At 64.2% G+C, this 13,531-nt stretch carries 14 protein-coding genes; 6 read left to right on the forward strand and 8 right to left on the reverse strand.

The genetic code is table 11. The features are described 5' to 3' along the window. Positions 1-18 precede the first annotated feature (18 nt). From PP1Y_RS05630 to PP1Y_RS05665, 8 genes are all read right to left on the reverse strand, one after another. Complete coding sequence (locus tag PP1Y_RS05630) at positions 19-543, reverse strand: hypothetical protein (RefSeq protein WP_013837117.1); 525 nt, start codon at positions 541-543, stop codon at positions 19-21. A gap of 309 nt (positions 544-852) precedes the next feature. Next, complete coding sequence (gene katG, locus PP1Y_RS05635) at positions 853-3,069, reverse strand: catalase/peroxidase HPI (protein WP_013837118.1); 2,217 nt, start codon at positions 3,067-3,069, stop codon at positions 853-855. A gap of 94 nt (positions 3,070-3,163) precedes the next feature. Continuing rightward, a complete protein-coding gene (urtE, locus tag PP1Y_RS05640) occupies positions 3,164-3,895 on the reverse strand; it encodes an urea ABC transporter ATP-binding subunit UrtE (protein WP_013837119.1) in 732 nt (243 codons plus the stop codon). Beyond that, positions 3,895-4,635: an urea ABC transporter ATP-binding protein UrtD gene (urtD, locus tag PP1Y_RS05645; RefSeq protein ID WP_013837120.1), complete on the reverse strand. Its 741-nt coding sequence runs from the start codon at positions 4,633-4,635 to the stop codon at positions 3,895-3,897. Before urtD ends, urtE begins: the two co-directional genes overlap by 1 nt. Beyond that, entirely contained in the window at positions 4,632-5,759 is a 1,128-nt protein-coding gene (gene urtC, locus PP1Y_RS05650; protein WP_013837121.1) for an urea ABC transporter permease subunit UrtC, read from the reverse strand. Before urtC ends, urtD begins: the two co-directional genes overlap by 4 nt. A gap of 10 nt (positions 5,760-5,769) precedes the next feature. Further along, a complete protein-coding gene (gene urtB, locus PP1Y_RS05655; protein ID WP_007014517.1) occupies positions 5,770-6,663 on the reverse strand; it encodes an urea ABC transporter permease subunit UrtB in 894 nt (297 codons plus the stop codon). A 126-nt stretch (positions 6,664-6,789) separates the two neighbouring features. After that, on the reverse strand, positions 6,790-8,013 hold the full coding sequence (urtA, locus tag PP1Y_RS05660; protein WP_041558435.1) for an urea ABC transporter substrate-binding protein: 1,224 nt from the start codon (positions 8,011-8,013) through the stop codon (positions 6,790-6,792). A gap of 62 nt (positions 8,014-8,075) precedes the next feature. Next, the gene (locus PP1Y_RS05665) at positions 8,076-8,795 is read right to left on the reverse strand and encodes a TorF family putative porin (protein ID WP_041558436.1); all 720 of its coding nucleotides are present in this window, start codon (positions 8,793-8,795) and stop codon (positions 8,076-8,078) included. Between the two features lie 275 nt (positions 8,796-9,070). Here PP1Y_RS05665 and PP1Y_RS05670 point away from each other — a divergent pair, with 275 nt between their 5' ends. From PP1Y_RS05670 to PP1Y_RS05695, 6 genes are read left to right on the forward strand one after another with little or no spacing between them, the layout of a single operon-like run. Then, positions 9,071-9,940: an urease accessory protein UreD gene (locus PP1Y_RS05670; protein WP_013837124.1), complete on the forward strand. Its 870-nt coding sequence runs from the start codon at positions 9,071-9,073 to the stop codon at positions 9,938-9,940. 1 nt (position 9,941) lies between these two features. Beyond that, positions 9,942-10,244 carry an urease subunit gamma gene (locus tag PP1Y_RS05675; protein ID WP_007014513.1) on the forward strand — a complete coding sequence of 101 codons (303 nt, stop codon included), beginning with the start codon at positions 9,942-9,944 and terminating at the stop codon, positions 10,242-10,244. Further along, positions 10,228-10,569 (forward strand): urease subunit beta, encoded by a 342-nt coding sequence (locus tag PP1Y_RS05680; protein ID WP_013837125.1) that lies wholly within the window; start codon positions 10,228-10,230, stop codon positions 10,567-10,569. The genes PP1Y_RS05675 and PP1Y_RS05680 overlap by 17 nt, the downstream gene beginning before the upstream one ends. After that, positions 10,569-12,278 carry an urease subunit alpha gene (gene ureC / locus PP1Y_RS05685; protein ID WP_013837126.1) on the forward strand — a complete coding sequence of 570 codons (1,710 nt, stop codon included), beginning with the start codon at positions 10,569-10,571 and terminating at the stop codon, positions 12,276-12,278. Before PP1Y_RS05680 ends, ureC begins: the two co-directional genes overlap by 1 nt. 8 nt (positions 12,279-12,286) lie before the next feature. After that, positions 12,287-12,838: an urease accessory protein UreE gene (locus PP1Y_RS25275; protein ID WP_013837127.1), complete on the forward strand. Its 552-nt coding sequence runs from the start codon at positions 12,287-12,289 to the stop codon at positions 12,836-12,838. Beyond that, the gene (locus PP1Y_RS05695; RefSeq protein ID WP_013837128.1) at positions 12,780-13,526 is read left to right on the forward strand and encodes an urease accessory protein UreF; all 747 of its coding nucleotides are present in this window, start codon (positions 12,780-12,782) and stop codon (positions 13,524-13,526) included. The genes PP1Y_RS25275 and PP1Y_RS05695 overlap by 59 nt, the downstream gene beginning before the upstream one ends. Positions 13,527-13,531: the final 5 nt, after the last annotated feature.

Raw genomic sequence — 13,531 nt, forward strand, 5'->3', positions numbered from 1 at the left:
TGATGAAAGGGGGAAGGATCAGTTGAGCGCGAGTTGGCCTTGCCGATTGTCGCGCAAGGAGCGGGATTCCCGCCGGCTCATCAGGCATCGTGCGCGCCCGGTCAGGGTATAGACGACGTGACGCTGCGCTCCGCGATTGTGGTGGTCGACCCGAAAGCCCTGATAGTGGCGGCGGATCAGCCCTTCCTTCACCAGCTCGGACACCGCCCTGCTGAGGTTGGTCTTGCCCGAGGTGCGCACACGGTCGCGCACTTCCTCGTCGATCATTGCAAGGGCCGCTTCGGGTTCGCTGGGCAGCTTGCCGGAGCGTTCCAGATCGGCGCGGATCCTTTCGGTGAGAGCCTGCCGCTTCGGATCGCGTGTTCCCATTGGAGTCAGGGCGTCGCAGAGCCAGTCGCGCAGCAGGATCGATCGTCCGTCGAAGGAAACGAACGGTCCGGCGCTTCCGTCCGGCCTGGCGATTTCGGCAATCAGCGACAGGACCATGAAGGCATAGCGCGGCCGGGAACTGGCATGGGCGACCTGGTCCAGCAGGGCGGCCATGTCACTGACCGAGGCACGCGGTGCGGATGGGGGCGGCGCAACAAACATAACGGGAAGAAATAGAGCACAAACACGGAATCATGAGAATCCCCTTTCTCAAGAGGACAACATTTTGTCGTCAATGACACTTTACCGGCGGGTAAAGTGTCGCGCGTGGCATTTGGCTGGGTCTGGATTGATCCGCCGCCCAGGATGGGGGAGCACAAGCCGTTCAATGAAAAAGCCGGCAACCCTGTCACGGGTGCCGGCTTTCAATGCAGCTTGCATCTGGACTAGAGGGAGGCTTGCCTTTCCCCCTTGTGTGGAGCCTCAGACCAGGTCGTAACGATCTGCGTTCATAACCTTGGTCCAGGCTGCAACGAAATCGTCCGCCAACTTCCTGGGGCCATCGCTCGAGGCATAGACTTCGGACAAGGCCCGAAGCTGCGAGTTCGAGCCGAAGACCAGATCGGTCCGCGTCGCCTTCCACTTTTCCTGGCCCGTCTTGCGGCAGGTTCCGACGAAGGTTTCGTCACCGCTGTCGTCAACCTGCTTCCACGCCGTTCCCATGTCGAGCAGGTTGACGAAGAAGTCGTTGGTCAAGGCACCGGGCCTGTCGGTCAGGACGCCGTGCATCCTGTTACCATGGTTTGCGCCAAGGACCCGCAGGCCGCCGACCAGTGCAGTCATTTCGGGGGCGCTCAGCCCGAGCAGCTGGGCGCGATCGACCAGCAATTCTTCAGTCGGGACCGAAAAGCGCGTTTCCAGGTAATTGCGGAAACCGTCTGCCCGCGGTTCGAGGACGGCGAAGCCTTCAACGTCCGTCTGCTCCTGGCTGGCATCGGTGCGGCCCGGGACGAAGGGGACCTTGACCGAAGTGCCAGCAGCGGAGGCGGCCTTCTCGATCGCAGCGCAGCCGCCCAGCACGATGAGGTCGGCCAGGCTGACCTTCTTCCCGCCCGACGCAGAGCCATCGAAATCGGTCTTTATCGCCTCGAGCTTGCCAAGCGCCTTGGCGAGCTGGTCGGGCTGGTTGACAGCCCAGTCCTTTTGCGGGGCAAGTCGGATCCGCGCGCCATTGGCGCCGCCGCGATGGTCCGAGCCGCGCCAGGTCGAAGCCGAAGCCCAGGCCGTCGTCACCAGTTCGGCGATCGAGAGACCCGAGCCCAGGATCTTGTCCTTGAGCGAGGTAATGTCGGCATCGTCGACGAGCGCATGGTCGAGCGCTGGTATCGGGTCCTGCCAGATCAGGTCTTCGGCAGGGACTTCGGGGCCGAGGTAGCGTGCCTTGGGTCCCATGTCGCGGTGGCACAGCTTGAACCACGCGCGGGCAAAAGCATCACTGAACTTCTCAGGATTGTCGCGGAAGTACTCGGAAATCTTGCGATATTCCGGGTCCATCTTCATCGCCATGTCGGCGGTGGTCATCATCGTCGGAAGCCGCTTGTCCGGGCTGTGCGCGCCGGGCGCCATGTCTTCCGGCCTCTGATCGATCGGTTGCCACTGGTGGGCGCCGGCCGGGCTCTTGACCAGTTCGTACTCGTAGTCGAGCAGCATGTGGAAGTAGCCCATGTCCCAGGTCGTCGGGCGAGGCGTCCAGGCGCCTTCGAGGCCGCTGGTGATCGTATCGTCGCCCATTCCGCTGGCATGCGTGCTGGTCCAGCCAAGGCCCTGCTGGGCGATGTCCGCACCCTCCGGTTCCGCGCCGACCAGCGCGGCATCGCCCGCCCCGTGACATTTGCCGAAGGTGTGGCCGCCAGCGGTGAGCGCGACGGTCTCCTCGTCATTCATGCCCATGCGGGCGAAAGTCTCGCGAATGTCGCGTCCCGACTGGACCGGGTCCGGATTGCCGCCGGGCCCTTCCGGGTTGACGTAGATGAGCCCCATCTGGATCGCCGCGAGGGGGTCTTCGAGATCGAGCTGCTTGTCCGGATCGATGCGGGTCTGACCGAGCCATTCCTCCTCGGTGCCCCAGTAGACGTCCTTTTCCGGCTCGAACACGTCCGCGCGTCCACCGCCGAAACCGAAGACCGGTCCGCCCATCGATTCAATGGCGACATTGCCGGCAAGGATCAACAGGTCCGCCCAGCTCAGGTTGGCGCCGTACTTCTGCTTGATCGGCCAGAGCAGGCGGCGCGCCTTGTCGAGGTTTGCGTTGTCCGGCCAGGAATTGAGCGGGGCAAACCGCTGCTGCCCCGAATTCGCCCCGCCGCGCCCGTCGCCGGTGCGATAGGTGCCGGCACTGTGCCAGGCCATGCGGATGAAGAAGGGACCATAGTGACCATAGTCGGCCGGCCACCAGGGCTGGCTGTCGGTCATGAGCGCATGGAGATCCTTCTTCACCGCATCGTAATCGAGCGCCTTGAAGGCCTTCGCGTAATCGAAATCCGGGCCGAGCGGGCTGGGCGATCTGCTGCCCTGGTGCAGGATGTCGAGGGAGAGCTGGTTGGGCCACCAGTCCCGGTTCGTCCGGCCGAGCAGCGAGCGAAGATCTCCATGCTTCACGGGGCAGCCCCCGCTTACCGTTTCACCTGTCTTGGCGTCCATGATGCTCTCCTGGTCCTGATCTTGCTCCCCGCTCCCGAGTGGATCAGACCATGCCAGTGCTACGATTGCAAGACGCTCCAATCATGGCGAAAGGTCAGACATGGATCAGCGCGGCGACCTCGTCGGGCGGGGCCGTTTCAGTGCGGCCTTCCTTCACGATCCTGCCGCGCTGCATCACGAAGAAACGGTCGGCGAAAGACCATGCAAAGTCGAGGTTCTGTTCGACGATCAGGATCGCCACGCCCAGTTCCTTGCGCACCCGCAGCAAGGCGTCCTCGATCTGCTGGACGATGTTGGGCTGGATGCCTTCGGTCGGCTCGTCGAGCAGGAGCAGCTCCGGTTGGCCGGCCAGCGCGCGCCCGATGGCAAGCTGCTGCTGCTCACCGCCGGAAAGGACTCCGGCCTTGCGGTCCGCGATCTGGGTCAGTTTGGGAAACAGCTCGAAGACCAATTCCGGCACTTTCTTCGCACCTGAAAAGCCCTTGCGTGTCAGGGCGGACAGGCCGACCTCCAGGTTTTCGCGAACGCTGAGGTGGGGGAAGACGTGGCGACCCTGCGGCACGAAGCCGATCCCCGCGCGCGAACGCTGGTGAGCCTGCATCTCGGTCACTTCATGGCCGTGCCAATAGATATGGCCGCCTGTACACGGGATCTGGCCCATGATCGTCTTGAGCAGGGTGGTCTTGCCCACGCCGTTGCGGCCCAGCACGGTCGCGCAATCGCCTTTCCTGAGGTCGAACGCGACATCCCAGAGCACCTGGCTCTTGCCGTAAGCGGAGCTGACTGTGCGCAAGTTGAGCAGCTGGTCTGCGTCTTCGATCGCCATCAGGCCCTCCCGAGATAGATTGCCGCGACTTCCTCGTCGGCGCGGATTTGCTCCAGCGTGCCTTCGCGCAGAAGCTGGCCCTGGTGAAGCACGACGACGTGGCCGCCCAGTTGCGAGACGAAGTCGATATCATGGTCGATGACCAGAACCGCGTGCTTGCCGACCAGGGCTTTCACGATCTCTGCCGTCTGGGTGCTTTCCGCCGCGCCCATACCCGCAGTCGGCTCGTCGAGCAGGAGCAGTTCGGCATCGGTGGCAACGACCATGCCGATCTCCAGCCATTGCTTCTCGCCATGGGAGAGATTGCCGGCAAGCGCATCGCGGCGCGGTGACAAGCCGACCGTCTCAAGGATTTCCTCGGCCCGGCTGCGGGCTTCGGCTTCGCCCTTGCGGCCGAACTTGGTCCACCAGCGGCGGTCGCGGGTGGCCGCGATCGTCAGGTTATCGATCACCGAGAGCGCGACCAGCACGCCGGGCGTCTGGAACTTTCGGCAGATCCCCAGGCCGACGATCGAATGCTCTGCTTCGGCCTGGATTTCCCTGCCGTGGAACAGCACCTTCCCCGAGGTCGGCCGCACCCGGCCGATGATGGAATCGCACATGGTCGACTTGCCCGCGCCATTGGGACCGATGACCACCGTCATCGAGCCGCTTTCGATGGAAAGCGAGAGGTCGTTGATGGCCTTGAAGCCATCGAAATCGACGATTACATTGCGCATTTCGAGCATGGGAGCGGTCATGCGGGGATCTCCTTCGCGTTCGGGGCGCTGGCGGTTCCGGCGGCATCGGCCTCGGCGCGATCCTTGCGCCAGCGGGCGAAGAGGTCGCCCTTGCGCGAAGCCCGGAACGGGCGATCCTCTCCGAACAGCCCGGCAAGGCCGCGCGGCAGGACGGTGACGGCAAGAATGAACATGAGGCCCAGGAAGTAGAGCCACATTTCGGGCATGGCGGTGGAGATCTTGTCCTTGGCGAAGTTCACCAGCAAGGCCCCGGCGAGCGCACCGGCGACGCTGTGGCGGCCACCGATTGCGGCCCAGATCACCATTTCGATCGAAGGCACAACGCCCACGAGGGCCGGCGAGATCACGCCGGAATGCAGCGTGAACAGTGCACCCGAAAGACTGGCGAGCAGGGCGCCCACGGCAAAGGCGATCACCTTGTAGGGCGTTGGGTCGTAGCCCAGGAAGCGCAGGCGATTGGTCCCGTCGCGGCTCGCCCGCAGGAGCTTGCCGAACCGCGAGGCGATGAGCCAGCGCAGGCCGAAGAAGGCCGCGGCGACGGTTGCGAGCGTGACGAAGTAGATGCCCGTCGCGGTTTCGGGAAGGTTGAGGTTGAAGCCCAGCAGCGTGCTGTAATTGGTGAGGCCGTTGAAGCCCCCTGTCATGTCCTGCTTGCTGATCAGGAGCGTGGCGAAGGCAAGGGCGAGGGCCTGCGTGATGAGGGCGAAATAGACGCCGCCGATCCTGCGGCGAAAGATCGCCCAGCCCACGAGACCCGCCAGCGCGGGGGCGACGACGAAGACCGCGATGACAGCGAACAGGGCGCTGCCGAACGGTGCCCACCACCAGGGCAGTTTCTCGATCCCGCTCCAGACCATGAAGTCGGGCACTTCGCCGCTGCCCAGTTCGACGAGCTTGAGGTGCATGGCGATGGCATAGCCGCCGATACCGAAGAACACCCCTTGGCCGAGGCTGAGGATACCGCCTTCGCCCCACAGCAGCACCAGTCCCATGGCCGTCAGGGACAAGGCGAGGAAACGCCCGAGCAGGTTGAGGTCGTAGCCGCTCAACACCCACGGGGCGGCCAGTGCGAGGAGAAAGGCCGCCAGTCCGGAGGCCAGTGGCAGGGAAAGTCTTGCGGGCATCGCCTCGCTCCTATTCTGCATCGAGTGCGCGGGACTTGACGGCAATCACGCCCTGCGGCCGGAACTGGAGGAAAAGGATGACGAAAAGCAGGGTAAGGACCTGCGCAAAGCTGACATCGACGAAAATCTGCGAGAGGGCGGTGATCAGGCCTATGATCAGCGCGGCAACGGTGGTGCCGACGATCGACCCCAGACCGCCGAGAATGACGACGAGGAAGGCCGTGACGATGTAGCCCTGGCCCACATTCGGGGTGACCGGACCCAGCAGGGCCAGCACGACGCCGCCGAGGCCTGCGACACCTGCGCCCAGCGCGAAGATGAAGCAATCGACGAGGCGCACATTGACGCCCATGGCTGCGGCCGTTGGGCGGTCCTGGTTGACCGCGCGCACGAGCAGGCCGATGCGCGTGAAACTGAGGATCGCGGCGAGGCCCAGCAGCACGGCGACGGCCACTATGAGGATGAAGATCCGCAGGGTCGGAAGCTGCAGCCCGGCGATGGTGAGGCCGCCATCGAGCCAGGCGGGCGCCGTCACCGAAACACCGGTCGCGCCGAACAGGTCGCGCGCGGCCTGCTGCATGATGAGGCTGACGCCCCAGGTGGCAAGCAGTGTGTCGAGCGGCCGCGCCGTCAGCCGGCTGACCAGAGCCACCTCCAGAAAACCGCCGAAGATGCCCGCGCCAAGCAGGGCGAAGGCAAGCGCAACGAGCAGGCCGAGCGGCCCCGGCACGATCGTCATCGCCATCCAGGCGAGATAGCCGCCCAGCATCAGGATTTCGCCGTGGGCCATGTTGATGACCCGCATCAGCCCGAAGCTGAGCGCAAGGCCGAGCGCCGCCAGCACGTAGAGTGAGGCGACGGAGAAGCCGTTGAAGAGCTGGCCGGTCAGAAATACCGCGTCCATGTCCTGGCTCCTTTCGCTTGTTGGACTGTCTGCGTTATTCCGGCCTCTGTCCCGGGCAGGGGATCGTTGCCCGGGACAGGGTGGGCGGTAAGGGCCGCCCAGCGGAAAACGGCAGAAGTCAGGTCATCAGATCTTGCAGGACTTGCCCGGGAAGGTGACCGGGTCATACGGGTCCGGGTCGATCGGGGCGGGCGATTTCCAGAGGATCTTGAACTGGCCGTCCGGTTGCGACTGGCCGATGTAGGCGGTCTGGATCAGGCTGTTGTTGTTCATGAACTTCGCATCGCCGAGCGGGGTCGGGATCGTGTCGAGCGTGACGGCGGCAGCGCGCACCTTTTCGGGATCTGTGCTCTTCGCCTTTTCGACCGCAGCCTTCCAGACATAGACGTCGAGATAGCCATGGATCATCGGATCGGTGATCACCGCGTCGGCGCCGAACTTCGCCTTGTAGGCTTCGATGAACTTCTTGTTGATGTCATTGTCGAGGCTCTGGAAGTAGTTCCAGGCTGCGTATCCACCCTCGACCAGCGATGGCCCCATCGCCATGGCTTCCTGCTCGCCGATCGAGAAGGACATGACCGGAATGACCTTGGGGCCCATGCCCGCCGCGGCCATCTGCTTGAAGAACGCGACGTTGCTGTCGCCGTTCAGGGTGTTGATGATGATGTCGGGCTTGGCAGCCTTGATCTTGCCCACCACGCCCGAGAACTCGGTTCCGCCCAGCGGCTGATATTCCTCGCCGGAGAGTGTGAGCCCGTCCTTCGCGATGTGCTTCTTGAGGATCAGGTTGGCAGTGCGGGGATAGACGTAGTCCGAACCGACGAGGAAGAACTTCTTGTAGCCCTGCTCCTTGGCCCAGTCGTAGGCAGGCAGTGCCTGCTGGTTGGGCTGCGCGCCCGAGTACATGATGTTGGGCGAACATTCGTTGCCTTCGAACTGGACCGGGTACCAAAGCAGGCTGTGGTCCTTTTCGAAGACGGGAAGCATGGCCTTGCGGCTTGCCGAGGTCCAGCCGCCGAAAACGGTGGTCACGCCGTCGCCCTCGATCAACTTGGAAGCCTTCTGCGCGAAGATGGCCGGGTCCGAGGCGCCGTCTTCGACTACGGGCAGGATCTGCTTGCCCATGACCCCGCCGGCGGCGTTGATCTCGTCGATCGCTAGCTGGGTGGCGTTCTTCACGGTCACTTCGCTGATCGCCATGGTGCCGGAAAGCGAGTGCAGCACGCCGACCTTGATTGCGTCCGCATCGGCTGCAGACGCGCCCTCGTCGGCGCCCTTGCTGCAGGCGCCGAGCATGGCGGTGCAGGCCAGTGCAGTGGCAAGGAAAGCTCTCTTTTTCATGAATGCCATTGTCTATCCCCTTGGATGCCGGCCTGCGCACCAGGCCGGTCGTCTGCGAATGAATGGAAAGGTCAGAAGCGCGCGCCGATGTATCCGACGACGGTCGCGCCGGCGCGGTTGTCGCCATTGGACGCGGCGGAGAACTTGTTGGTATCGATGTAGTCGGCACCGATCAGAAAGTGTCCGCGGGCATAGCTGACGCCCAGCTGCCAGTTGACCTTGTCGTTCCACCTCGTGCCGTCTTCGTATCCGACGAGGCCCTTCACGGCGAAACCGGTATTGTCGATCGGCAGCGTGGCGCTGGTGTAGGTGTAGGTGCTGTGCCCGGTGAAATGGTATTCGTCATGGATGACGCCCGCACCCAGCGTGACGGGCCCGACCGGCCCGCTGACGCCTACTTCGTACTGGTCGAAATCGATGTTCTCGGCGTCGTGGAAGACGAGGCGCAGGTAGCGTGCCCGGACCTTCACCCCGGAGATCGTGCCCTGCAGGCCGGCATAGAGGTCGGTTTCCATCGCACCAGCGCCTGCATCCTTGTCGAGGCTCGAGGCCCAGACGCCCACAAATGCGCTGACGTTCTCGGCAATCGGCACACCTGCCTCGACCGAGCCCTGGATGACCGGCTTGGTATCGCTCAGCGACGCACCGCGCAGGCGATAGTCGTTCAGGAACGTGACCCCGCCGTTGAAGGTGAACGGCAACTCGTCGTCGGCCATCGCCGGACTGGCAAAGGCTGCCGAAGCCGCGGCGAGGGTAAGGGCGCCAAGCGCAGCCTGCTTCCATCGTGTCATTCTAGATTTCCCTCCACATTGAACCCTGACGCCGGACCCTGAAGCCCTGACGCAGCTGGAGGTTGTGCAGTGCAGCACGAACGCGCCATGGGGTATTTGACGTATGCGCCGGACCGCCTGACGCAGCGCTGCGGCCCTTGGCCGAGTCCATACGTCAAATGCCCCATATGATCGGGCCCGCCATGCGCCGATTGTGCACTTGCAAACGGAGGGGCGCGACCAACTCGCCGCTCCATCGACGAAGGACACTGCCAAGCGTGCACCGGGCATTTGCCATGAGTGACGATCAGACTATCCCGCCCACGGCGGCTTGCGCGCCCGCGCGGGCGGATGCGGTTCCCGCCAGCCTGCGCAGCGTCGGTGAGATCGACCTTGCCTTCATCGGCAGGTCCGGGGTCGCCGCCGTTTCGCGCGCCTTTCAGTCGGGTTGCCTGCGCATGCGCATGCCGCGCACTTCGGGTGAGGAGCCCTGCGCGGTGCTTATCAACACCGCGGGCGGCCTTGCCGAGGGCGATCGCCTCGTCCAGGGCGTGACATGGGCACAGGGCGTGCGATCTGCCGTGGCGACCCAGGCGGCAGAGAAAGTCTACCGGGCCCTTGACCAAGGTTCGCAAATAGCAACGCGCCTGCACGTGGAACAAGGCGCCCAGGCAGAATGGCTGCCACAGGAAACCATCCTGTTCGACGAGGCCCGATTGGTGCGCGATACGCAGATCGCGCTGGCGCAGGATTCAAGTTTTCTGGGCGTGGAAGCACTTGTGCTGGGCCGCGAGGCGATGGGTGAGAGCGTCACGCGGGGAGCCTTGCGCGACCGCCTGCGGATCTGGCGGGGCGGCAAACTGATCTATGCCGATACCCTGGCGCTTGAGGGCGATATCGCGGACCTCATGGCTCATGCCGCAGTGGGCGGCCGAGCGCGAGCCATGGCAGTCATCGTCCATGTGGCGAATGACGCCGCCGCCTTGCTCGAACCGGTGCGCAGCGCGCTGGAGACTGCCCAGGGACAGGCAGCTGCGAGCGCCTGGAATGGCATCCTGGCGGTGCGCCTGATTGCGCCCGATGGAGAAATCCTGCGCCGCGACATCGCGGCCACACTTGAAGTCATGCGCAAGGGGCGTGCCTTGCCCCGCGTCTGGAGATGCTGAAATGAACCTCACACCTCGCGAGAAGGACAAGCTGATGCTCTCGCTGGCCGCCATGGTGGCGCGCCGCCGGCTCGAGCGCGGCGTGTCGCTGAATTACCCCGAGGCCATCGCGCTGATTTCCGACTTCGTTCTCGAAGGTGCGCGCGACGGACGCTCGGTGGCCGATCTGATGGAGGCGGGGGCCCATGTCATCACACGCGAGCAGGTCATGCCCGGTGTCGCCGACATGATCCACGACGTGCAGGTCGAGGCCACCTTTCCCGATGGCACCAAGCTGGTGAGCGTTCATGACCCGATCCGCTGATCCGTTCATTCCCGGAGAGATCCTTGCCGCGCCGGGAGAGCACGAGCTCAATGCCGGGCAGCCGGTCACAGCGATCCGCGTCGCCAACAGCGGCGATCGGCCGGTGCAGGTAGGCAGCCACTACCACTTCGCCGAAGCAAACGACGGTCTCGTGTTCGATCGCGATGCGGCACTTGGCAAGCGGCTCGATATTCCTGCCGGCACCGCTGTGCGCTTCGAACCCGGTCAGGCGCGCGAGGTCTCGCTCGTTCCGCTGCGGGGTGATCGGCAGGTCTTCGGTTTCCAGGGCAAGGTCATGGGCCCGCTCGAAGCGGGAGACGCCTGATGGCCTATCGCATGTCCCGCGCCGCCTATGCCGACATGTTCGGGCCAACCACCGGGGACCGGATGCGCCTCGGCGACACCAATATCCTCATCCGCATCGAGAGCGACGCCACGATGCTGGGGGAAGAAGTCAAGTTCGGCGGCGGCAAGGTGATCCGCGACGGCATGGGGCAGAGCCAGCGCACCAATGCGCAAGGCGCTGCAGATACCGTCATCACCAATGCCGTTATCCTGGACTGGACCGGCATCTACAAGGCGGACATCGCGCTCAGGGCCGGGCGCATCGCTGCCATCGGCAAGGCGGGCAACCCCGATATCCAGCCCGGTGTCGAGATCGTGATCGGACCGGGGACCGAGATTATCGCAGGCGAAGGCAAGATCGTCACCGCCGGCGGCATCGACGCGCATATCCATTACATCTGCCCCCAGCAGGTGGAGGAGGCGCTGGCGAGCGGGGTGACCACCTTTGCAGGCGGAGGCACCGGCCCTTCGACCGGAACCAATGCGACCACCTGCACGCCGGGCCCGTGGCACATCAAGCGCATGCTCATGGCGGCCGAGGGGTTGCCGGTGAACCTGGCATTCGCGGGCAAGGGCAATGCCAGCGACCCGGCTGCTCTGGAGGAAATGGTCCGCGCCGGCGCCGCCGCTCTCAAGCTGCACGAGGACTGGGGCACGACCCCCGCTGCCATCGACTGCTGCCTTTCGGTAGCCGACCGGATGGACGTGCAGGTCATGATCCATACCGACACGCTCAACGAAAGCGGGTTCGTCGAGGATACGATCGCTGCCTTCAAGGGCCGCACGATACACGCCTTCCATACCGAGGGTGCGGGCGGCGGACATGCGCCCGACATCCTCAAGCTGGCAGGCTTTGCCAATGTCATCCCGTCCTCGACCAATCCGACGATGCCTTTCACCGTGAACACGATCGAGGAGCACCTCGACATGCTTATGGTGTGCCACCACCTCGATCCATCGATACCAGAGGACCTGGCCTTCGCCGAAAGCCGCATCCGCAAGGAGACCATTGCGGCCGAGGACATCCTGCATGACATGGGCGCGCTCTCGATCATTTCCTCGGACAGCCAGGCGATGGGCCGTGTGGGCGAAGTCATTTCCCGCACCTGGCAGACTGCCCACAAGATGAAGGCCCAGCGCGGCGCCCTGGAAGGTGACTGCTCCGAGGCAGACAACGAGCGCGCCAAGCGCTATGTCGCCAAGTACACGATCAACCCGGCCATCGCGCAGGGCATGGCTCGCGAGATCGGCTCGATCGAGGTCGGCAAGCTGGCCGATCTGGTCATCTGGGACCCGGCGTTCTTTGGCGCAAAGCCCGATCTCGTGCTCAAGGGCGGCATGATCGTGTGTGCCATGATGGGTGACCCCAATGCCTCGATCCCGACGCCGCAGCCGGTCCATTCGCGCCCGATGTTCGGCCAGTTCGGCAAGGCCATGGCGGCAAGCTGCATAACCTTTGTCAGCAATGCGGCCTATGAGGCTGATATTGCAGGAGAGCTTGGTCTCGCCCGCACTGTGATGCCGGTCAGTCAGACGCGCGGCATCGGCAAGGCGCAGATGAAGTGCAACGACGCGCTGCCCGATATTCGTATCGATCCCGAGACTTACGAAGTCCACGCCGACGGGGAATTGCTTGCCTGCGAGCCGGCCACCGAGCTGCCACTGGCGCAGCGCTATTTCATGTACTGAGGATTACCATGAGAAGAATTATCAGGATCGAGAGTGAAGCGGCTGAAAAAGCTGCAGATGCGGTCCGCCTGGATTTCGACCAGCGTAATCGCCGCCGGATCGTCTTCACCACGAATGGCGGGGCTTCGATCCTGCTGGACATGGCACGCCCGGTACACTTGCGCGACGGTGACATGCTGCGCCTCGACGATGACAGCATGGTGCGCGTGGAGGCCCTTTGCGAGCCACTGATCGAGATCGCTGCGCATTCGAGCGCCGAGCTGGTCCGCATTTCCTGGCACCTGGGCAACCGTCATCTGCCGACGCAGCTTCTGCCCGGCGATAACGGCGGAACCCTGCGCATTCGCCACGATCACGTGATTGCCGAAATGGTGGTCGGACTGGGCGGCCACTGCCAGCCCGTCCTTGCGCCTTTCGACCCCGAGGGCGGGGCCTATTCGGGCACTGGCGGACATCACCACGGACACGGTCATGACCATGAGCATGAGCATGAGCATGAGCATGGCCAAGCGCACAATCACGCTCACAGCCACGGACAAGAGCATCACGCCCATGGCTGACGCCGAGCTCTTCGACCTGATGAGCTGGATGTCGCCGGCCTGGCCGATCGGTGCCTTTGCCCATTCCAGCGGACTGGAATGGGCGGTGGAGGCCGGTCACGTCACAGATCGCAGCAGCACCCGGGACTGGATCGTCGCGCTTGTCGAGCATGGCGCGATCCACAATGACCTCGTGCTGTTCACGCACGCCTGGCGGGCGTCCCGCCTCGGCGATGCGGACCGCTTCGACGAAGTGGCGCAGCTCGCGCTGGCCAGTCAGATCGGTCACGAACGCTATGTCGAGAGCACCGCACAGGGCAGCGCTTTCGTACGCATTTCGCGCGCGGCCTCGGGCGTCGCCGATTTTACGAAGCAACTTGCCGGTCTCGAGCGCACGGACATCGCCTATCCCGTTGCGGCGGCGGCACTTTTCGCGCTTCGCGGCATTGCACTGGAACGCGCGCTGACGGCCTGGCTGCACGGCGCGGTGTCCAATCTCGTCTCGGCAGCGCAGCGCCTCGTGCCGCTCGGGCAGACAGACGGCCAGCTCGTCCTTCATGACTGCCGCGAGGTCGTCATGGCCGCCGTCAAGCACATGGCCAGCCTGCCGGACGGCGATCCTTTCGATGCCCTGGGCGGCTGCACGCTCGTCGCCGACCTCGGCTGCATGGCTCACGAAACCCAATACACAAGGCTGTTCAGGACATGAACCAG

It is taken from the genome of Novosphingobium sp. PP1Y, from assembly GCF_000253255.1.
Taxonomy (GTDB): domain Bacteria; phylum Pseudomonadota; class Alphaproteobacteria; order Sphingomonadales; family Sphingomonadaceae; genus Novosphingobium.

Excerpts from the sequence above, each read along its gene's own strand:
- ureC (WP_013837126.1), top strand. The coding sequence starts at position 10,569 with ATGGCCTATCGCATGTCCCGCGCCGCCTATGCCGACATGTTCGGGCCA.
- PP1Y_RS05695 (WP_013837128.1), top strand. The coding sequence starts at position 12,780 with ATGGCCAAGCGCACAATCACGCTCACAGCCACGGACAAGAGCATCACG.
- urtB (WP_007014517.1), bottom strand. The coding sequence starts at position 6,663 with ATGGACGCGGTATTTCTGACCGGCCAGCTCTTCAACGGCTTCTCCGTC.
- PP1Y_RS05630 (WP_013837117.1), bottom strand. The coding sequence starts at position 543 with ATGGCCGCCCTGCTGGACCAGGTCGCCCATGCCAGTTCCCGGCCGCGC.
- PP1Y_RS05675 (WP_007014513.1), top strand. The coding sequence starts at position 9,942 with ATGAACCTCACACCTCGCGAGAAGGACAAGCTGATGCTCTCGCTGGCC.
- PP1Y_RS25275 (WP_013837127.1), top strand. The coding sequence starts at position 12,287 with ATGAGAAGAATTATCAGGATCGAGAGTGAAGCGGCTGAAAAAGCTGCA.
- PP1Y_RS05665 (WP_041558436.1), bottom strand. The coding sequence starts at position 8,795 with ATGACACGATGGAAGCAGGCTGCGCTTGGCGCCCTTACCCTCGCCGCG.
- katG (WP_013837118.1), bottom strand. The coding sequence starts at position 3,069 with ATGGACGCCAAGACAGGTGAAACGGTAAGCGGGGGCTGCCCCGTGAAG.
- PP1Y_RS05680 (WP_013837125.1), top strand. The coding sequence starts at position 10,228 with ATGACCCGATCCGCTGATCCGTTCATTCCCGGAGAGATCCTTGCCGCG.
- urtD (WP_013837120.1), bottom strand. The coding sequence starts at position 4,635 with ATGACCGCTCCCATGCTCGAAATGCGCAATGTAATCGTCGATTTCGAT.
- urtA (WP_041558435.1), bottom strand. The coding sequence starts at position 8,013 with ATGGCATTCATGAAAAAGAGAGCTTTCCTTGCCACTGCACTGGCCTGC.
- urtC (WP_013837121.1), bottom strand. The coding sequence starts at position 5,759 with ATGCCCGCAAGACTTTCCCTGCCACTGGCCTCCGGACTGGCGGCCTTT.
- PP1Y_RS05670 (WP_013837124.1), top strand. The coding sequence starts at position 9,071 with ATGAGTGACGATCAGACTATCCCGCCCACGGCGGCTTGCGCGCCCGCG.
- urtE (WP_013837119.1), bottom strand. The coding sequence starts at position 3,895 with ATGGCGATCGAAGACGCAGACCAGCTGCTCAACTTGCGCACAGTCAGC.